Consider the following 19001-nt stretch of genomic DNA (forward strand, 5'->3'; position numbering starts at 1 on the left):
CGAACGGTGACGCACGGCACCGGGGCGCCGCTCCGGCCGCCGGATCGACGACGCTCCGCCGGGCAATCTCCGCTGGTCACCATGGGTTTCGCGGCGGGATCCGGGCGGCGGGCGCGAGGCGGGACGCTCGGCGGGGCCGTACGGTTCCCGGGATCCGAAAGGTCGTTCTTGCGAGGTTCGGCGCGGGAAATCCGATTCCTGCTGGCTGGCCGTCAGGTCGGATAACCAGGCTTCACCGCAGTCGAGTTGTCGGAGAAATGGGCAGAAGAATTGCCAACTCCGGCCTTCCGAAAGCACAGAGGTGCCCCCGGAGTATCGAACACCCGGGGGCACCTGAGGAGTTGATCGCGGCAATTCAGCCGGCGCGGCGCTACACGGCTCTCACTCGTGCAGCGCCCGCGCGCTGCCGTCGACCCGGGCGCTGCCCGGCAGGGCGATGAGCTCGGGCTTGAACAGCGGCTGGGTGTCCATCGCGGGCTCCCAGGTCGCCAGCTTCTCGTCCTGGGGCACCTCGATCCGCCGGTCGGCGGCGAGGTCGTCGACCACCTTCAGCAGCAGTCGCACGCCGAGCGGCGCCAGGTGGTCGCGCCACAGGCTCTGCGCGGTCGAGCCCGGGGGCACGAGCAGGTGCTCCTGGGCGGCGAGCGGGCCGCCGTCGGTGCGCTCGGTGAGGTGGTAGACGCTCCCGCCGGTCACCTTGTCGCCGTCGCGGATGGTCCATCGGATCGCGTCCCGGCCGCGGTGCAGCGGCAGCAGGCTGGGGTGGTAGCCGATGGTGGCGATGCCGGCCCGGGCGCGCGTCCGCCGGCCGAGGAAGGCGTGCGAGTGGGCGGCGAGGATGACGTCCACCCCGTCCGGGATGTGCATCGCCCGCAGTTCGAGCGAGTCCGTCCAGGGGATGTCCCGGGGGAACGCCCAGGCGCGCAGGCGGTCCCAGGACATCGCGTCGCTCTCGTCGGTCCTGCCCTTGCGCAGCCGGGGCGCGGCCGCGCCGACGATCTTGTGCCCCTTGTCCAGGAGGGCTTCCGCGACCTGGACCGCGAACGCCCCCTGTCCTGACATGTAGATGTTCATCCGCACTCTCTCAGTCCGGAGTGGTCGGGCGTGAAGCGCACCGGCATGGTGGAGAACCCGGTCAGGAAGTTGGACCGGATCGGCAGCGCCTCCTCGGTCTGCTCGAACCCGAGGGTGAAGTCCCGCAGGGCCTTGAGCAGTTCGGCGATCTCCACCTTGGCCAGGTACGAGCCGACGCAGAAGTGCGGGCCGTAGCCGAAGGCCAGGTGCTTGTTGGGGGTGCGGCCGAGGTCGAACTCCCCGGGCCGGGCGAAGACCCGTTCGTCCCGGTTGCCGGAGGCGTGCCAGAGCGTGACGATGTCGCCCGGCCGCAGCCGTACGCCGTGCAGTTCGGTCTCCCGCTCGACGCTGCGCCCGAAGTGCATGGTGGGCGACGCCCAGCGCAGCACCTCGTCCACGGCCGTCTCGATCGCGACCTCGCCCCGCTTGAGCCGGTGCCACTGCCCGGGGTGGGCCGCGAGGGTGCGGACGCAGTCGATCATCGTCAGCCGGCTGGTCTCGTCGCCCCCGATGATCAGGCTGTAGCAGTTGAGCACGACGTCCTCGTCGGACAGCGGCACACCGTCGACGGCGCTGCCGATCAGCATGCTGATCACGTCGTCGCCGGGTGCCTCGCGCCGCTCCTCGACGATGTCCATGAAGTACATCAGGATCTCGTTGCGGGCCATCTCGGAGTCGACCTCCTCGACGTCCTCGTCGTCCGCGGACAGCGCGGTCTTGGTGAGGCTGAGCAGGTAGTCCCGGTCCCGCTCGGGGACGCCGAGCAGGTTGGAGATGGTGGTCATCGGGATCCGCGAGGCGATCCGCTCCGCGAAGTCGCAGCCGCCGGAGCCGACGGCCTCGCGGATCCACTGCCGGGTGTTGACCCGGACGGTCCGCGCGACCTCGTCGAGCACCCGGGGCGAGAGCACGCGCTGGAGGATCTTGCGCAGCTCCAGGTGCCGGGGCCCGTCGGTGACGGCCAGCATCCGGCCGGCCCCGGCGTCGCCGCCCTCCAGGAGGGTGACGAGCACGTTGCCGCGCTGGGACGTGAAGTTCACGTTGTCCCGGTAGGTGGCCATGATGTCGTCGTAGCGGGAGAGCACCCAGAACCCCCGGCGGCCGTCGACCGGCGGGTTCCAGTGCATCGGCGCGGTGTCCCGCAGGGTGCGCCAGAACCCGTCGAGGTCGTGGTCGGCGAAGGTGGCCGGGTCGCCCAGGTCCACGGTGTCCAGTGCCGGTGTGCTCATGCCTACCAGTCCGTCCGCCAGAACCGGCGGGGCTGGAAGGGGTAGGCGGGCAGCGGCACGCGGCGGCCGGCCCCGTCCCGGTGCAGGGCGTCGAAGTCCACCTGCAGGCCGGTCACCCAGGCGGCGGCCAGGCCGGTCAGGGCCGGCGCGTCCTGGCCGGCCGGCACGATCCCGTCGTCGGTGCGGGAGAAGGAGCCCGGGTCCGTGCGCGGGGCGGCGGCGGTCGAGGCGACCGGGCCGCGGGCGTCGTCGGACAGCGCGGCGATCAGCTCCTCGCGGCTGCGGACCACGGCCGCCCACCGGCGGCCCATCACCTTGCGGCCGAGGTTGAGGGTGAAGCAGACGTCGTCCAGGCGCAGTTCCGGGCGGGCCTCCAGCCACTCCCGGAGCCGGGTGCGCTGACGGGCCAGCGCGTCGTCGTCCATCGCGGACAGGGTGGCCAGCCGGGGGCGGCCCGCCTCCTCGGGGGCGCGTCCGGCCGGTGCCGGCGGCTCCTCCAGCACCAGGTGGGCGTTGTAGCCGCCGCCGCCGAGGGAGGTGATGCCCGCGCGGCGGATGCCGGCCTCCGGCTCCCAGGCCGCGCCCTCGATCTGCGGCACGAAGGGGGTGCTGGGGAAGTCGAGGTCCTGGTTGACCTCGGTCAGGTTGATGGTGGCCGGGAGCGTCCGGTGGTACAGCGCCAGCGCGGCCTTGACCGTGCCGAAGCCGCCGGACACCACGCCGCCGTGGCCCACGTTGCCCTTGACCCCGCCGATCGAGGCGGTCGCGGTCCGCTTCCCGAACGCCATGGTCGCCGCGTGCACTTCGAGCTCGTCGGTCACCGGCAGGCCGAGGCCGTTGGCCTCGTACATGGACACGGTGTCCGGGCTGACGCCGCCGACCTCCATGGCGGCGGCGATGCACGCGCTCAGCCGCTCGGGCTGGGCCAGGCCGTACGCCATCGCGCTGACGCCGTTGTTGTTGACGGCCGAGCCCCGGACGACGGCGTAGACGTGGTCGCGGTCGGCGACGGCCCGGCCGAGCGGCTTCAGCAGCAGGGTGACGACGCCGCTGGACAGCGCGCTGCCGGTGCCGTTGGCGTCGAACGGACGGCAGTGGCCGTCCTTCGACAGGATGCGGTTCTCCTCCCACAGGTGCCCGCGCGGGTGCGGCAGGCGGACCATCGCGCCGCCGGCGATCGCCATGTCGCTCTGGCCGAGCAGCAGCGACTGGCAGGCCAGGTGCACCGCGTAGTGGAAGCCCGCGCAGACGGCGGCGACCGTGACGGCCTCGCCGGTGAGCCCCATGTAGTACAGGGCGTTGGAGGTCATGCTGTCCGGCGACCACGCCAGGCTGGCCTCGATCGCCTCGGGGCCGACCGACGCCCGGTCCGGCGGGGAGCTGTAGAGCGCGGCGGTCTGCGGGTTGTTGGCGCCGTACATGCCGATCTCGGCGGTGAGCCGGTCCGGGTCGTAGCCGCCGTCCTCCAGGGACTCCCAGGCGCTCTCCAGGTAGAGCCGGTTCTCCGGGGTCATCGCGGCGGCCATCCGGTCGCTGATGCCGAACACCGACGGGTCGAACCTGTCGTACGTGTCGAGGACGCCGCAGGCCCGGACGTAGGACGGGTTGTGGATCAGGGTCTCGTCGACGTGGATGTCCTCCTTGGCCAGGAACGACACGGTCTCCCGGCCGTGGACGAGGACGTCCCAGAACTGCTCCTTGGTGCGGGCGCCGGGCGCCCGCAGGGACATGCCGATGACGGCCACGTCACCCGGGTCGTACTCCTGCTCGGGGCTGTCGGTCATGGAAGGCTCCTGCTTCGTGTGCTTCGTGTCGGGTGGAGGTGACGCGGGTGGCTATCGGCCGGTGCCGCCGGCGCCGCGGCCGCGCAGGGCGGCGCGGCGGGCGCCGGCGCGCTGGCGGGCCGACTCGACCACCTCGGGGGTGGCGCCGCTGTCGTCGTCGAGCCAGCGGGCGAGGGAGGCGATGTCGCGGAAGCTGAACAGGTCGGGCACCCGGACGCGGCGGTCGAAGCGACGGGTCATCAGCCGGGCGAGGCGGATCAGCAGCAGGGAGTCGCCGCCGAGGTCGTAGAAGGCGGACTGCACGTCGATGCCCGACGGATCGAGGTCGAGCAGCTCGCCCCAGATCTCCGCCAGCGCCACCTCGGTCGGCGTGCCGGCGGCCGACCGCGGCCCGTCGGTGCCGGCGGCCGGCGGCTCGGGCAGCGCGTCGCGGTCGAGCTTCCCGCCCGGGCCCAGCGGGAGGGCGGGCAGGAAGACGAGCGTCGCGGGCACCAGGTAGTCGGGCACCTCGGCGGCGAGCCGGCCGGTGATCGCGCCCTGGAGGGCCGGGTCCAGCCGGGGGCCGTCCTGCGGCGCGCCCTCGCCGGCGGGGACGACGTAGCCGACCAGCCGGTTGCCCCGGACGGCGGCGGCGGCCTCCCGGACCTCGGGGCAGCCGGTCAGCCGGGCCTCGACCTCCTCCAGCTCGATCCGGTAGCCGCGCAGCTTGACCTGGTGGTCGGAGCGGCCGAGGAACCGGAGTTCGCCGTCCTCGGTGAACCTGACGACGTCCCCGGTGCGGTACATCCGCTCGCCGTCGCGGAACGGGTCCGGCACGAACCGCTCGGCGGTGGTGCCGGGCCGGTTGACGTAGCCGTGCGCGAGGCCGACGCCGCCGAGGTAGAGCTCGCCGGACTCGCCGGCCGGGAGCGGCCGCAGCTCGTCGTCGAGCACGTAGACCAGGTCGGTGGTGGTCGGCGGGCCGATGGTCGGCTCGTCCGTCCCGTCCTCGGGCACCAGCCCGAACGAGCAGAAGACGGTGCCCTCGGTGGGGCCGTAGGCGTTGAACACCCGGGTGGCGCCGGTCTCCCGGTAGGCCCGGTCGGCCAGCTTGCGGCGCAGCGCCTCGCCGCCGAAGACGATCGACCGCACGTTCGGGGGCAGGGCGCCGGCGTCGAGCAGGCCGTTCATGACCGACGGGACGACGGACAGGTGGGTGATCCGGTCCGCGTACCGGCTCTCCGTCAGGTGGACGGCGCTCTCGACGAGCACGACGGCGCCGCCGCGGCACAGCGCGTTGAAGACCTCCATCACGGACAGGTCGAAGCAGACCGAGCTGGCCGCCGAGACGCCGCTCAGGTCGCAGCCCTCCAGGACCCGGTCCATCTCGGCGAGCATCGCCACGGCGCCGGCGTGCCGGACGGCCACGCCCTTGGGCGTGCCGGTGGAGCCCGAGGTGTAGATGACGTACGCGGTGTCCTCGGGCACGACCGCCACGGGCTCGGCGCCGGGCTCGGTGACCGTGGTCCCGCCGAGCACGACCACGGTCGGGCCGGGCGGGCAACTGGCCCGGGACGCGGGCGTGGTGAGCAGCAGCCGGGTCCCGCTGTCCTCGACCATGAAGGCCAGCCGGTCGGCGGGGTAGTTCGGGTCCAGCGGCAGGTAGCAGGAGCCGGTGCGCAGGGCCGCCAGGACGGCGACGAGCAGGTCGGGGGTGCGCTCGACGCAGATGCCGACCGGGACGCCCGGGCCCGCGCCGTCGGCGAGGAGCCGCTCGGCCAGCTCGCGGGACCGCTCGTTCAGCTCGCCGTAGGTCAGCACGCCGGCGTCGGAGTAGACCGCGGTCGCGTCGGGGTTCTTGACCGCCTGGGCGATGAACTCGGAGTGCAGGGTTTCGGTCACTGCTCTGTCTCCTTGGGGAGGCCGGCCGGCGCGATGTCGCCGAGGGCCTGGTCGGGTCGGGCGATCGAGTCGAAGAGCACGGTGCGGTACAGCGCGAGCAGGGCCGTCACGGTCTGCCTCTCCAGGTAGCCCGGTTTGAACTGGACGTGGCCGGCCACCCGGCCGTCGATGTCGGCCATCGAGATCTCCAGGTCGAACTTGGCGAGGTGCCTGCGCACCTGGAGCGGCTCGAGCGGCAGCGCGGCGTCCGGGGAGAGGGTCTCGCCGACGCCGTGGAAGAGCTTGACGGAGCGGGGGAAGGCGTCCGAGGAGAGCCAGTTCACCACCACGTCGAACCACGGGGAGCGGCCCTCGGCGCGCGGCGGCTTGAGCTGGGCGGCCAGCAGGTCGAGGGGGTAGTTCATGTGCTCCAGGAGGCCGAGCGAGAAGGCGTGGACCTCGCGCAGCAGCTCGCGGAAGCTGCGGTCCCCGGCGGGGTTCGCCCGGACCAGCACGGTGTTGAGGTAGTAGCCGATCGCGGACTCCCAGCCGGGCTCGGCCCGTTGGGCGATCGCGGTGGCCAGCACCGAGTCCTCCGTCCCGGCCGCGCGGTTGAGCGTGGCGAAGAACCCGGCCAGCACGACGGTGCTGACCGACACGCCCTCGCGCACCGCGAACTCCCGCAGCAGGCGGGTCTCCTCGGCGCTCCAGCGGAACGCGAGGTCGCGGCCCTCGTAGGTGACGCCCGGCGGCCGCTCCTTGCTGGACAGGTCCAGGTGGGCGGGCGGGTCGGCGAGCTTCTCCGACCACCAGTCCAGCGCCGCCTCCGCGGCCGGCCCGGCCAGCCACTGCCGCTCCCACTCGACGAACTCGGTGTACGGGGCGACCGGCGTGCGGCCGGCCGGGTCGGCGCCCTCGTAGAACTCCTGGAGCTCGCGGATCATGATGTCGGCCGAGGCCGCGTCCGAGGCGATGTGGTGGACCAGCACCATCAGGAAGTGGTCGGACGGGCCGCGCCGCATCAGGACGACCCGCACCAGCGGACCGTTGTCCATGTCCAGCGGCTCGTGCCCGTACCGGGCCAGTTCCTCGCGGGCCTCCTCGTCGTCCAGGTCGGCGGTGTCCACCACGAGGAACTCGTACACCGGCTCGTCCAGGACGACCTGGTACGGGCGGCCGCCCGCCTCCACGTAGAGGGTGCGCAGCGCGGGGTGCCGGTCGAGCACGGCCAGGACGGCGCGCTCCAGGGCGTCCTCGTCGACCGCCGTCCGGATCCGGGCGGTCACCATGTAGTTGTAGGGCACGGCGTCCGGCGCGACCATCTGCATGAACCAGAGCGAGGCCTGGCCGTGCGAGGCCGGCGCCAGTTCGAGGCCGAGGCCTTCGGCGCGCAGCTGTTCCGGCGCCGGCGCGTCGGTGGCCTCCAGCAGGCCGCGCGCGTCCAGCTCCTCCAGCAGCTCCTCGGCGTCCAGTTCGGACAGGTCCTCCAGGAAGGACCGCGCAGGCTCGGGCGTGGGCGTCGAAGCCTGGGGCGCCTGGACCGCCTGGGGCGGCTGCGGGGCGGGAGCGGGCGCGGCCGGTCCGTCGGCGAGCCCGACGAAGTGGCCGACCACCTCGGCGATGGAGCGCCCGTCCAGGAACACCACCGGCGAGACCCGGTGCCCGAGGACGGCCTGCATCCGGTTGACGAGGCGGATCGCGAGCATCGAGTCGAGGCCGAAGTCGCGCAGGCCGGCGCCGGCGTCGAACCTGCCCGCCGGTACGCCCAGCGCGTCGGCGAGTTCGGCGAGGACGACCTCCGCCACCGGCCGCTCCGCCACGGGGGCCTGCGCCGGGTGTGCCGCGACCGGTTCGGCGACGGCGGCGGCCGGGGCCGGGGCGGGCTCGCGGCGGGGCTCGGAGTCGATCCAGTAGCGCTCCTTCTGCCACTGGACGAGCGGGGTCTCCACCACCTCGACGTCGTCGCCGAACAGCGGGTCGAAGGTCAGCGGCAGGCCCCTGACGAACAGTTCGGCGGCGGCGCCCAGCAGGCAGCGGAGGTCGCTCTCCCCGCGCCGCATCGAGTTGACCGCGTGCACCCGGACGCCCCGGGACAGCCCGGTCTCCTCGACCGCGCCGCGCAGCGTCTCGTGCGGGCCGATCTCGATGAAGGTGGAGACGCCCCGGTCGACGAGCGCGGCGGTCGCCTCGGCGAACCGGACCCGGTCGCGCAGGTTGCGCACCCAGTAGTCGGCGTCGACGAGCGGGTTCACCGCGCCGGCCAGGGCGGTGGAATGGAAGTCGATGCCGGGCGTCAGCGGGGTGACGGACTCGAGGCGCTCACGCAGCGGGCCGGTCAGCGCGTCCATGCCGGGGCTGTGCATCGGCCGTTCGACCCGGAGCCTCCTGGCCGTGATCCCGTCCCGGCCGAGGTCGGCCGCCAGGGCGTCGAGGGCCTCGCGCGGGCCGGAGACCACCGTGCTGGTGGGGCTGTTGACCGCCGCGACGGCCGCCTGCCCGGCGTAGGCGGCGAGCCGGGGCAGCAGCTCCGCCTCCGGCAGGTCGACCGAGAGCATCGCGCCCGCGGCGGCCTCGTGTTCGAGCAGCTGCGAGCGGGCGACCACGACCTTGGCGGCGTCCTCCAGGGACAGCGCGCCGGCCACGCAGGCGGCCGCGACCTCGCCCAGGCTGTGCCCGACCACGGCGGCCGGCTCGACGCCGAGTCCGAGCCAGACCTTCGCCAGCGAGACCTGGAGGGCGAACAGCACCGGCTGCTGGACGTCCAGTTCCTCGTACCGGGCCTGCCCGTCCGGGGCGGTGAGCCGGTCGAGCACCGAGCCGCCGCCGGCCGCGCGCACGGCGTCGTCGCAGGCGTGCATCCACCGCCGGAAGCCGGCGTGCGAGCGCAGCAGTTCGCGGCCCATGCCGGCCCAGTGGGTGCCGGTGCCGGAGAACACCAGCGCCACCCGCCGGTCGGCGGTGCCGGAGACCGTGCCGGTGACGGCGTCGGGGTGCGGCCGGCCGTCGGCGATCCGGGCGAGCCCGTCCAGGACGTCCTGTCGGTCGCGGGCGAACAGGGCGATCCGGTGGGCGTGGTGGGTGCGCCGGGCGGCGAGGGTGTAGGCGAGGTCGGAGACCCGCAGGGCCGGGTCGCGTTCGACGTGGTTGGACAGCGCGCGGCAGGTGTCGGCCAGCGCGTCCGCGGTGCGGGCCGTGACGGGGACCAGGTGCACCCGGTCGGCCGCCGCGGCCTCGCCGCCGCCCGGTGCGGCGTGCCGTCCGCGGTCGCCCGCGAGGAAGGGGTGGGCGGCGACGGGGAGTCCGGCCGCGTAGAGGGCGCCGAGCGAGCCGAGCAGGGTGGCGGCCTCGTCGGCGCCGCGCCGCAGCGAGGGCAGGGTGGTGACGGCCGGCAGGATCTCCGACACCGACTTGAGCAGCAGGGGGTGGGGGCTGAGCTCGACCACCGCGTCGACGTCGTGGTCGCGCAGCCTGGTCAGGGCGTCGACCACCCGGATCTCCCGGCGCAGGTTGTCCGCCCAGTAGTCCGGCCCGAGCTCCGCGCCGTCGACCGGCTCGCCGGTGACCGTCGAGATCATCGGGACGCGGGCGGTGCGCGGCCTGATGCCGTCCAGCTCGGCCTTCAGCGGGGCGAGGACGTGGTCGACCAGCGGCGAGTGCGGGGCGTGGCCCATCCGCACCCGGTGGTTGACGACGCCGGCGTCGGTCAGCCGCCGGACGAGGTCGTCGATCTCCTGCGGGGTGCCGGTGACCAGGGTGGAGCTCAGGCCGTTGTGGCCGGAGAGGGTGAGCCCGCCGGTCAGGTGCGGCCGGACCTCGTCCGCCGGGGTCATCACCACGATGCCCTCGCCGCGGCCGACGGCCAGCTGCTGGAGGAGCCGGCCGTGGTGGGCGGCCAGCCGGGAGGCGTCCTCGAAGTCGAGCGCGCCGGCGATGTGCGCGGCGGCGAACTCGCCGACGCTCTGCCCCACCACGACGTCCGGCTCCACGCCCAGCGAGCGCCAGGTCTCGGCCAGCGCGACCTGGAGGGAGAACAGCAGCGGCTGGAAGACGTCCATGTCGTCGAGGCGGCCGTCGGGGTCCATCAGCTGCTCCACGAGCGAGAAGCCCAGCAGCTCCCGCATCCGCCGGTCGGACCTCGTCATGGAGCGGCGGAACTCGGGTCGGCCGGCGAGCAGTTGGCGGCCCATGCCGACCCACTGCGAGCCGTTGCCGGAGAACAGGAACGCCACCCGCGGCCGGCCGGGCCGCTCCCCGACCTCCCCGACGCTCAGGCCGGGGGCCGTGGTGCCGGCGGCGAAGGCGTCCAGGCTGCTGCGGAGTTCGGCCATGTCGCGGGCGGTGGCCGCGAGCCGGAACGGGCCGTCGCCGGGCGTGCGGCGGCAGAGCGCGCGCAGGTCGGTCGCGTCCCGCGACTCCAGGGCCCGCTCGGCCAGCTCCGCGGGGGAGTCCGCGGCCAGCAGCAGCAGCGAGGCCTCGGGGCGCGGCAGTTCCTCGACGGCGATGTGGCAGATCGCGCCGCCGAAGCCGAAGGAGCTGACGCCGCCCCGGCGGGCGTCGGAGCGGCGCGGCCACGGCGTCAGCCGGTCCTGGACGGTGAGGTTGTACGCGTCGAACAGGATCTGCGGGTTGGGTGCGCTGTAGTGCAGGCTCGGCGGCAGGACGCCGTTGCGCATCGACAGCGCGAGCTTGGCCAGGCCGACGATGCCGGCCGCCGCCTCCAGGTGCCCGACGTTGGACTTGACGGAGCCGATCCTCAGCGGCGCCGCGCGGTCGGCGCCGCCCAGGACCGCGCCGACGGCGTTGGCCTCGATCGGGTCGCCGAGGGGCGTCGCGGTGCCGTGGCACTCGATGTAGTCCACGAGGTCCGGGGCGATGCCCGCCCGCTGGTACGCGGTGCGGAGCATCTTCTCCTGCGCCTGCGGGTTGGGCGCCGTCATCCCGTTGCTGGGACCGTCGTTGTTGGAGGAGCTGCCCTTGATGAGGCAGTACACCGGCAGGTCGCGCTCCAGCGCCACGCTCAGCGGGGCGAGCACGACGACGCCGGCGCCCTCGCCGCGGGTGGTGCCGTTGGCCCGGGCGTCGAAGGTCTTGCAGCGGCCGTCGGGGGAGATCGCGCCCAGCTGGTCCATGGCGGTGTAGTAGTCGGGGACGAAGCTGAGGTTGACGCCGCCGGCCAGCACCAGGTCGCTCTCGCCCAGCTGGATCGACTGGCACCCCACGTGCACCGAGACCAGGGATCCGGCGCAGGCGGCGTCGATCGCCATGCTGGGGCCCTGGAGGCCGAGGACGTAGGAGACGCGGTTGGCGATGATGCCGTCGTGGATGCCGGTCGCGGTGTGCGGGGTGATCTGGGCGTCGGGGCCGCGGTAGTGCGCCAGCGCGGCGTAGTCGTTCCAGCAGGAGGCCATGAACACGCCGGTGTCGGTGCCGACGAGGCTGTCCGGCGCGATGCCCGCGTCCTCCAGCGCCTCCCAGCACAGCTCCAGAACGAGGCGCTGCTGAGGGTCCATCTGGACGGCCTCGCGGGGCGAGATGCCGAAGAACAGCGGGTCGAACCGGTCGATGCCGTCGATGAACCCGCCCCAGCGCACCCGGTCGCCCAGCAGCTCGCGGCGGGCGGCCGGCACCGGTCCGACGGCGTCGCCGCCCTCGACCAGCAGCCGCCAGAACGAGGACGGGTCCGGTCCGCCGGGGAAGCGGCAGCCGATGCCCACGACCGCGACCGGCTCGTGCGCGGGCTTGCGGCGCTCGGCGCCGGGGGCGGGCCCGGCGGCGCGCGGGCCGTCGACGAGGGCGCGGGCCAGTCCGTCCAGGGTCGGGTACTGCCACATCCAGGTGGCCGGGACCTGCCAGCCGAGGTACTCGGACAGGGAGGCCGCGAGGTTCACCGACTTCAACGAGTCCAGCCCGTACCGGTGCATGGGTGCCCGGAGGTCCACCGAGGCCGCGGACACGTCCGACAGCTCGGCGAAGCGGGACAGCAGGAAATCCGTGACGTCGGTGATGTCTCGCGCTGCGCGCTCGTGGGGCATGGCGACTCCCTCAGCAGGGCGGATGGAATGGAGGACGGGGCTTCGCGGCCGGCCGGTCGGGGGGGACGCCGATTTCAGGGCAGCCGGGAACAGGGGGCGGGGCACGGCGGGATCCGTCCTCCGCGCCGGGGGCCGTCGCGGAATCGGCGGGGCGGCGAGCGGACGGGGCCGGTGTTTCCGGAGTTCGCGCTCGACGTGAACGGGAAGTCCGGTGAAGTGAACGGGAAATCCGGTGGAGCGAACGAAAAGCGGTCGGGGCGGAGTGGAGGGTGGGCGGCGTCGGGGCAGCGCCGGTCAGCCTGCCGGCACGGTAGTAGGTCTGTACATGACATGCATGGACGTGCGGTCGGGCAGCGCTGCTCCTCTCGCGACAGGAGGAAGGACTCGGGGTGCCGACCGCGCGGCGCGGCAGGACGGGGTGAGGGTCGGGTCTTCGGGGGTGCTTGAGTGGTCGCCGTTCAGCGGCTCACTGATCAGCGGCACACTGTGGAATTCTGGCCGACGCGTTCGGCTCCTGCCGGTCGGGCTGCCGGCCACTTCCGCTGCTGAGAATTCCGCAGCGCGGGTATGTTCATCCGCCCTCGGGGTGCGGAGAGATGTGTCGACTACGCGTTCATCGATTCAAGGATCGCGTATTTCGACGGCCGGATGAAGCGCTGGCGGGATTTGATCGACAAAGTGTCCGATTCGATCTCCTCGATGCGACAGATGTACGAATGTGTGATGGGTGCCGCCGTCGGGTAGAGGTCGACGGAAATCGAATGACCTGGGGAAGGGCCGACTGCCGGTACCATGCGCGCCGGGCGGGGTGGACAGCGGATGAGCGATCAATGCAAGCTGACCGCATGGCAGTTGAGAATCTTGATGCATCGTCAGCCAGTGCCGACAGCTCCTTAGTAAGGTCCCTCCCGCGGCGCCGTGCGCTCGGCCGCGAGCTCCCGGGCGGGCCCGCATGACCGCCGCCGTGGTCGAGTCGGCCCGTCGGCCGGGGCTGGCGCTCGGCGTGCTGGCCGGGGCGTTCGCCCTGGACGTGAGCGGTCTCGGCGTGCTCAACGCCGCCCTGCCGTCCGTCGGAGAGCGCTTCGACCTGGGGGAGACCACGCTCCAGTGGGTGATGACCGCCTACGCCGTCACCTTCGCCGGCTTCCTGCTGGTGGGCGGCCGGCTCGCCGACGTCCTCGGGCGGCGGCGGGTGTTCGAGGTCGGCGTCGCCCTGTTCACCGTGTCCGCGCTGGTCGGGGCGGTGGCCCCGAACACCGTCACGCTGCTGGGCGCGCGCGCCGTCCAGGGGATCGGCGCCGCCCTGTCGGGGCCGGCCGCGCTGGGCCTGCTCACCGCGCTCTTCCCGGTCGGCCCGGCCCGCAACCGGGCGATCAGCGTGTACACGGCCGTCGGCGCCGTGAGCTTCAGCGGCGGGGTGCTGCTGGGCGGCGTCCTGACCCAGTTCTTCGGCTGGCGTTCGGTGCTCTGGTTCTCGGTGCTGATCGGGGTCGGCGTGCTGGCCGCGACCCGCGTCGGACTGCCCGACGGCGCCGGTCACCGCGGCCGGCTGGACCTGCCCGGCGCGATCACCGGCACCCTCGGCCTCACCCTGCTCGTGGTCGGCGTGAGCAGCAGCGGCGCGACGGCGTGGACCGTCCTGGCCGCCGCGGCGGTCTCCCTGGTGCTGTTCGTCGTCCGGGAGCACCGCACCGCCGACCCGGTGCTCCCGCTCGGCCTCTTCCGGATCGCCTCGGTGCGGGACGCGAGCCTGTCGGCGTTCCTCCAGTACACGGGCTCGATCGGGATGCTGTTCTTCGCCCCGCTGTACCTCCAGGGGATGCTGCACTACTCGCCCTCCGAGTCCGGCCTGGCGCTGGTGCCGATGTCCCTGGCGGTGTTCCTCACCGCCAACTTCGTCACCGGCCGGCTGCTGGCCACGTACTCCCCGCGGACGCTGATGGCCGTCGGCCTGGTCCTGATCGGCGTCGGCACCGGGCTGTGGCTGGGCACGCCGCAGGACGGGAACTACGTGCTGCACGTGCTGCCCGGCCTGGTGGTCAGCGGCATCGGCCAGGGGCTGAACTTCCCCTCGATGACCACGGCCGGGCTCTCCGGCGTCCCGGAGCAGCAGCACGCCGTCGCGGGTGCGGTGAACGTCGTGACGCAGCAGATCGGCGCCAGCGCGGGCGTCGCGGTGATGGTCCTGGTCGCGGGGACCAGTTCGGACCAGCTCGGCGGCTACCACCTCGCCTACGTCACCGCCGCCGTCGCCTGCGTGCTGGGCGCGGCCGTCATCGCGGTGCGGCGGAAGGCCTGAGGGCCCCCGCCAGGTCGAGGGCCGGAGCGGCCCGCCGAGAGGCGGCCCCGGGGTGCGCGCCGCACGCCGGGGCCGCCTCTCGCCCGCTCAGGCGTTCGCGTCCGTGGAGGAGCGCACCACCAGCTGCGGCGCGAAGCGCTCCACCCGCTCCGACCGTTCACGGGCCGGGGACTGAAGGAGGGTCAGGGCGCGCTCGGCCATGGCGGTGAGCGGGTGGCGGATCGAGGTGATGGGCGGGTCGAGGAGTTCGAGCATCTCGGTGTCGTCGAAGCCGGTGACGGCGATCCGGCCGGGGACGGGGATCGCCGAGCGCTGCAGGGTGCTGACCAGCCCGACCGCGAGGACGTCCGCCCCGCAGACCACGGCGTCGATCCCGGCGTGCTGTTCGGCGATCCGGCGGCCCGCGGTGCGCCCGGCGTCGGTGGTGAAGCTGGGCAGCAGGACGGTGGTGGCGTCGGCGCCGCGGGCCCCGGTGAAGGCGGCGAGGCGCTCCGCGCCGGAGGAGGACGCCTGGTCGGCGGCGACCAGGGCGATCCGGTGGCGGCCGAGGCCTTCGAGGTGGTCGAGGAGCAGCCGCATCGCGGCGGTGTTGTCGAGGGTGACGGCCACGGTGCCGGAGCCGGTGGCCCAGCGGTCGAACAGGACGACCGGGGTGCGCTGGGCGGCGGCCCGGACGGCGGGGCCGGACGCGCCGGCGGAGACCGGGACGACGAGCAGCCCGTCGACCCGGCCGCCGAGCAGGGTCTCGATCTGCTCGGCCTCGACGGCGGTGTCGTTGGCGGCGTCGGAGACCACCAACTGCCCGCCGGCGGCGCGGACTTGCTGGGCGAGGGCGTCGGCGAGCTGGACGAAGTACGGGTTGGCGAGCGAGGGGACGACCACGCCGATGGTGCCCGTGGTGCCGGTGCGCAGCGCCCGGGCGGAGTGGTTGGTGCGGTAGCCGAGGTGCCGGGCGGCCTCCTCGACGCGGCGGGCGAGTTCCGGGTCGACGTTGCGCTGGGTGCCGGCCAGGACGCGTGAGGCGGTCGCGCGGGAGACACCGGCGGCCGCGGCCACGTCGAGGAGTCGGGGCGCTGTCACGTGGGGCGGTCCTTCGCGGTCGGGAACGGGCTCGGCTGAGCTCGCGGAATACGCAGCACGAGGGTACTTGACGGTTCCGGGGGCCTGGTCCACAGTGTGGGAGATCGATCTCCCAAGGAGTGCAGATGCCGCCCATCACCGTCGTCGGTTCGATCAACCGCGACCTCGTCCTGACCGTCGAGGACCTGCCGCGACCCGGCGAGACCGTGCTCGCGCGGGGCTTCGTGGAGGGCGTCGGCGGCAAGGGCGCCAACCAGGCCGTCGCGGCGGCCCGGCTCGGCTCGCGGGTGCGGATGGTCGCCCGGGTCGGCCCGGACGCCGACGCCATCCTGCGGGCGCTCGCCGCCGAAGGGGTGGACGTCGGGGCGGTGCGCCCGGCACCGGAGAGCACCACCGGGATCGCCTCGGTGGTGGTCGACCGGGTCGGCGAGAACACCATCGTGGTCAACCCGGGCGCCAACGCCGAACTGTCCGTCGCGGACCTGCCGCAGCGGCTGGCCCGGTCCGCGGGCGAGGTGGTCCTGGTGCAGCACGAGATCACCGCCGAGGTGGTCGCCGCCGCCGTGCTGCGGGCCCGGGAGCAGGGCGGCACCGTCGTCCTCAACCCGGCCCCGGCCCGCCCGGTCGCCGCGGAGGTGCTCGCCGCCGTCGACGTCCTCGTCCCCAACCTCGGCGAACTCGCCGCCCTGCTCGGCGCGGAGCCGCCCGCCGGCCCCGACGGGGCGCGCGAACTGCTGGAGCGGGCCGCCCTGCCCTGCCGGGCGGTCGTGGTGACGCTCGGCGCGGACGGGGCGCTGGTCAAACAGCCCGGCCGTCCCGCCGTGCACCTGCCGGCCCCCGTCGTGGACGCCGTCGACACCGTCGGCGCCGGCGACACCTTCTGCGGAGCCCTCGCCGACTCCCTCGCCCGGGGCGCCGACCTGCTCGCCGCCGCCGAACGGGCCGTCCGCGCGGCCTCGTTGGCCGTCACCGGGCTCGGCGCCCAGTCCGCCATGCCCTCCGCGGCGCAGCTCGACGCGTCCGCCGGCCCCCTCGGCGCACCCGCCCCGCTCCCCGACGCGACCAGCGCGGTCCTCGACGCCCCCGCCGTTCCCGTAGCACCCTGACGGTCCCCGGCCCCCACGCCCGGTCCGCTCAGCACCCAGGTTCCCCCGCACCACCAGTTCAACGGAGAACACCCCATGCGCAACCTCAAGCTCGGACTGTTCGAGAACGCCCAGACCAACGCGAGCGGCACCGCCACCTGGCGCCACCCCGACAGCCGCCGGCACCTGTTCGACACCCTCGGGTACTGGCGCGACATCGCGCGGATCTGCGAGGACGCCAAGCTTGACTTCCTGTTCCTCGCCGACGCCTGGGGCTGGTCGGAGATCGGCGGGGTGCGCCCGCCGATCGCCACCGAGGAGACCCTCGACCTGCCGCGCCTGGACCCGTTCGTGATCGCCTCGGCCCTGCTCGCGAGCACCACCGACCTCGGCCTGGTGGTGACCGGCTCGGTGCTGGTCGAGCCGCCGTACGCCTTCGCCCGTCGACTGGCCACCCTGGACCAGCTCTCCGGCGGCCGGCTCGGCTGGAACATCGTCACCACCGGCACCGCCGACACCGCCGTCAAGGCCTTCGGGATGGACATGGTGGCGCACGACGACCGGTACCGGATGGCCGAGGACTTCCTCGACCTGGTCTACAAGTACTGGGAGGGCTCCTGGGAGCCCGACGCCCTGGAGAAGGACAAGGCCGGCCGCTTCGCCGACCCGGCCAAGGTCCACCTGGTCGAGCACGACGGCCCGTACTTCCGCTCGCAGGGCTACGGCAACACCGCCCGCTCCCCGCAGGGCACCCCGGTGCTGTTCCAGGCCGGCGCCTCCCCGGCCGGGCGCCGCGTCGGCGGGCGGCACGGCGAGTGCATGTTCGTCGGCAGCGGCACCGTCCAACAGCTCGCCGGGCACACCGCGGCGATCCGCGAGGAGGCCGTCCGGGCCGGCCGCGGCGCCGACGAGGTCAAGGTGATGTCGGCGTTCTCCTGCGTGATCGGTGCCACCACCGCCGACGCCGAACGCCGCTGGCAGCGCGTCCTGGACGCCCAGCGCCCGGAGGTCACCGTCGCCAGCTACGCCATGTTCACCGGCCTCGACCTGTCCTCGTACGCGCCGGACACCCCGATGGCGGAGCTGTCCACCGAGATGTCGCAGACCCAGGTCGCCCGGTTCGCCGACAAGACCGTCGGCGACGTGCTCGCCGACTGGCACACCCACGGCGTCGGCGCCCGCCCGGTGGTCGGCACCGCCGAGGAGATCGCCGACGAGATCTGCGCCCTGGCGGAGGGCGCCGACCTGGACGGCTTCCTGCTCTCGCCGACCGTCCAGCCCGCGTCCACCGTCGAGTTCGTCGAGTCGGTGCTGCCGATCCTGCGCGCCCGCGGCGTCTTCCGCGGCGAGTACGCGGAGGGCGAGTCGCTGCGCGAGCGGCTGACCGGCGCGTCCGACCGGGCGCTGCCGGCCAGCCACCCGGCCGCGCGGTACCGGCACTGACCCCCCGCACCGGCGACGAGAGGACGGCGACGACCATGGTCACTCCCGCCCACCACCCGACCGCGGCCGCGGCGACCGCCGCGGAGCAGCCGAACAGTACGGAGCTGGACGGCGCGGCGCTGCGCCAGGCGTTCGGGGCCTACCCCACCGGGGTGGTCGCGCTCGGCGCGCTGCGCGACGGCGAACCGGTCGGGCTCGCGGTCAGCTCCTTCGTGTCGATCTCGCTGGAGCCGCCGATGGTCGCGGTCAGCGTGGCCCGCACCTCCACCACCTGGCCCCGGCTGACGGAGGCTCCGGAGCTGGGGCTGAGCGTGCTCAGCCGCGGCCAGGGCGCGCTCTGCCGGCGGCTCGCCTCCCGCGCGGGCGACCGCTTCGACGGCACCGGCTGGCAGGCCACGCCGGGCGGCGCGGTGCTGATCCACGACGCGGCGCTCTGGCTGACCGCCCGGATGCACGCGGTGTACGACGGCGGCGACCACGAGATCGTCCTGCTGGAACTGCTCACCGTCGAGCTGTTCCCCGGGGTGGAGCCGCTGGTCTTCCACACCAGCCAGTTCCGTGAGCTCACCCCCCATGGCTGACACCCCGACGGCCCCCCTGTCCGGCACCGTGGAGCACGGTGCCGGCCGGGGGAGGGGGCTGGGCTTCCCCACCGCCAACATCGCCCCCGACCCCGGCACCCCCGCCCCGCCGCCCGCGATCTACAGCGGCTGGCTGGCCCGCCGCGCGAGCGGCACCGTGCACCGCGCGACGATCAGCGTCGGCACCAACCCCACCTTCTGCGACACCTCCGAGATCCACACCGAGGTGTACTGCCACGACACCCCGGGCGACCTGTACGGCGAGCGCGTCGAGCTCTGGTTCGTCGCCCGGATCCGGGGCACCGAGCGGTTCGCCTCCGTCGACGAGCTGCTGCTCGCCGCCCGGGAGGACGTCCGCCGCTCCGAGGCCCTGCTGGACTCCGAGCACGGACGGCACGTGCTCGCCGTCCTCTCCTGAACCGTCCTTTCCTGAACCGTTCCCTCCTGAACCGTTCTCTCCTGAACCGTTCTCTTCTGATCCGCCCGCACCACCTCTTCGCACCGTCCTTCACCTGCCCGGCGCGCGCCCCCGCT

11 protein-coding genes are annotated in these 19001 nt (G+C 73.9%); 5 read left to right on the plus strand and 6 right to left on the minus strand.

Annotated elements, in window-relative coordinates; translation table 11 throughout:
* Positions 1–381 precede the first annotated feature (381 nt).
* The 5 genes from ACWDD9_RS33760 to ACWDD9_RS33780 are packed head-to-tail and all read right to left on the minus strand — an operon-like array spanning position 382 to position 11979.
* Positions 382–1074: a formyltransferase family protein gene (locus tag ACWDD9_RS33760; protein ID WP_449813708.1), complete on the minus strand. Its 693-nt coding sequence runs from the start codon at positions 1072–1074 to the stop codon at positions 382–384.
* A complete protein-coding gene (locus ACWDD9_RS33765) occupies positions 1071–2303 on the minus strand; it encodes a cytochrome P450 (protein ID WP_449813709.1) in 1233 nt (410 codons plus the stop codon). Before ACWDD9_RS33765 ends, ACWDD9_RS33760 begins: the two co-directional genes overlap by 4 nt.
* 2 nt (positions 2304–2305) lie before the next feature.
* Positions 2306–4087 (minus strand): beta-ketoacyl synthase N-terminal-like domain-containing protein, encoded by a 1782-nt coding sequence (locus tag ACWDD9_RS33770; protein ID WP_387967337.1) that lies wholly within the window; start codon positions 4085–4087, stop codon positions 2306–2308.
* 51 nt (positions 4088–4138) lie between these two features.
* Positions 4139–5968, minus strand: coding sequence for a non-ribosomal peptide synthetase (locus ACWDD9_RS33775; RefSeq protein WP_449813710.1), 1830 nt, complete (start codon positions 5966–5968; stop codon positions 4139–4141).
* Entirely contained in the window at positions 5965–11979 is a 6015-nt protein-coding gene (locus ACWDD9_RS33780; RefSeq protein WP_449813711.1) for an acyltransferase domain-containing protein, read from the minus strand. Before ACWDD9_RS33780 ends, ACWDD9_RS33775 begins: the two co-directional genes overlap by 4 nt.
* A 952-nt stretch (positions 11980–12931) precedes the next feature.
* Here ACWDD9_RS33780 and ACWDD9_RS33785 point away from each other — a divergent pair.
* Entirely contained in the window at positions 12932–14278 is a 1347-nt protein-coding gene (locus tag ACWDD9_RS33785; protein ID WP_449813712.1) for an MFS transporter, read from the plus strand.
* A gap of 87 nt (positions 14279–14365) precedes the next feature.
* On the opposite strand, the gene ACWDD9_RS33790 is transcribed toward ACWDD9_RS33785, so the two are convergent.
* A complete protein-coding gene (locus ACWDD9_RS33790) occupies positions 14366–15358 on the minus strand; it encodes a LacI family DNA-binding transcriptional regulator (RefSeq protein WP_387823737.1) in 993 nt (330 codons plus the stop codon).
* 125 nt (positions 15359–15483) lie between these two features.
* On the opposite strand from ACWDD9_RS33790, the gene ACWDD9_RS33795 reads away from it, so the two are divergent.
* From ACWDD9_RS33795 to ACWDD9_RS33810, 4 genes are all read left to right on the plus strand, one after another.
* Positions 15484–16464 (plus strand): ribokinase, encoded by a 981-nt coding sequence (locus ACWDD9_RS33795; RefSeq protein ID WP_449813713.1) that lies wholly within the window; start codon positions 15484–15486, stop codon positions 16462–16464.
* Positions 16465–16539: 75 nt separating this feature from the next.
* Positions 16540–17886 carry an NtaA/DmoA family FMN-dependent monooxygenase gene (locus ACWDD9_RS33800; protein WP_074006037.1) on the plus strand — a complete coding sequence of 449 codons (1347 nt, stop codon included), beginning with the start codon at positions 16540–16542 and terminating at the stop codon, positions 17884–17886.
* Positions 17887–17921: 35 nt separating this feature from the next.
* The gene (locus ACWDD9_RS33805) at positions 17922–18467 is read left to right on the plus strand and encodes a flavin reductase family protein (protein ID WP_387823744.1); all 546 of its coding nucleotides are present in this window, start codon (positions 17922–17924) and stop codon (positions 18465–18467) included.
* Positions 18460–18885, plus strand: a complete 426-nt coding sequence (locus ACWDD9_RS33810) for a riboflavin kinase (RefSeq protein WP_449813714.1) — start codon at positions 18460–18462, stop codon at positions 18883–18885. Before ACWDD9_RS33805 ends, ACWDD9_RS33810 begins: the two co-directional genes overlap by 8 nt.
* Positions 18886–19001: the final 116 nt, after the last annotated feature.

It is taken from the genome of Kitasatospora sp. NPDC001119 (assembly GCF_053598475.1).

Coding starts and splice junctions, on each gene's coding strand:
- ACWDD9_RS33760 (WP_449813708.1), bottom strand. CDS start 1,074: ATGAACATCTACATGTCAGGACAGGGGGCGTTCGCGGTCCAGGTCGCG.
- ACWDD9_RS33765 (WP_449813709.1), bottom strand. CDS start 2,303: ATGAGCACACCGGCACTGGACACCGTGGACCTGGGCGACCCGGCCACC.
- ACWDD9_RS33770 (WP_387967337.1), bottom strand. CDS start 4,087: ATGACCGACAGCCCCGAGCAGGAGTACGACCCGGGTGACGTGGCCGTC.
- ACWDD9_RS33780 (WP_449813711.1), bottom strand. CDS start 11,979: ATGCCCCACGAGCGCGCAGCGCGAGACATCACCGACGTCACGGATTTC.
- ACWDD9_RS33785 (WP_449813712.1), top strand. CDS start 12,932: ATGACCGCCGCCGTGGTCGAGTCGGCCCGTCGGCCGGGGCTGGCGCTC.
- ACWDD9_RS33795 (WP_449813713.1), top strand. CDS start 15,484: ATGCCGCCCATCACCGTCGTCGGTTCGATCAACCGCGACCTCGTCCTG.
- ACWDD9_RS33800 (WP_074006037.1), top strand. CDS start 16,540: ATGCGCAACCTCAAGCTCGGACTGTTCGAGAACGCCCAGACCAACGCG.
- ACWDD9_RS33805 (WP_387823744.1), top strand. CDS start 17,922: ATGGTCACTCCCGCCCACCACCCGACCGCGGCCGCGGCGACCGCCGCG.
- ACWDD9_RS33810 (WP_449813714.1), top strand. CDS start 18,460: ATGGCTGACACCCCGACGGCCCCCCTGTCCGGCACCGTGGAGCACGGT.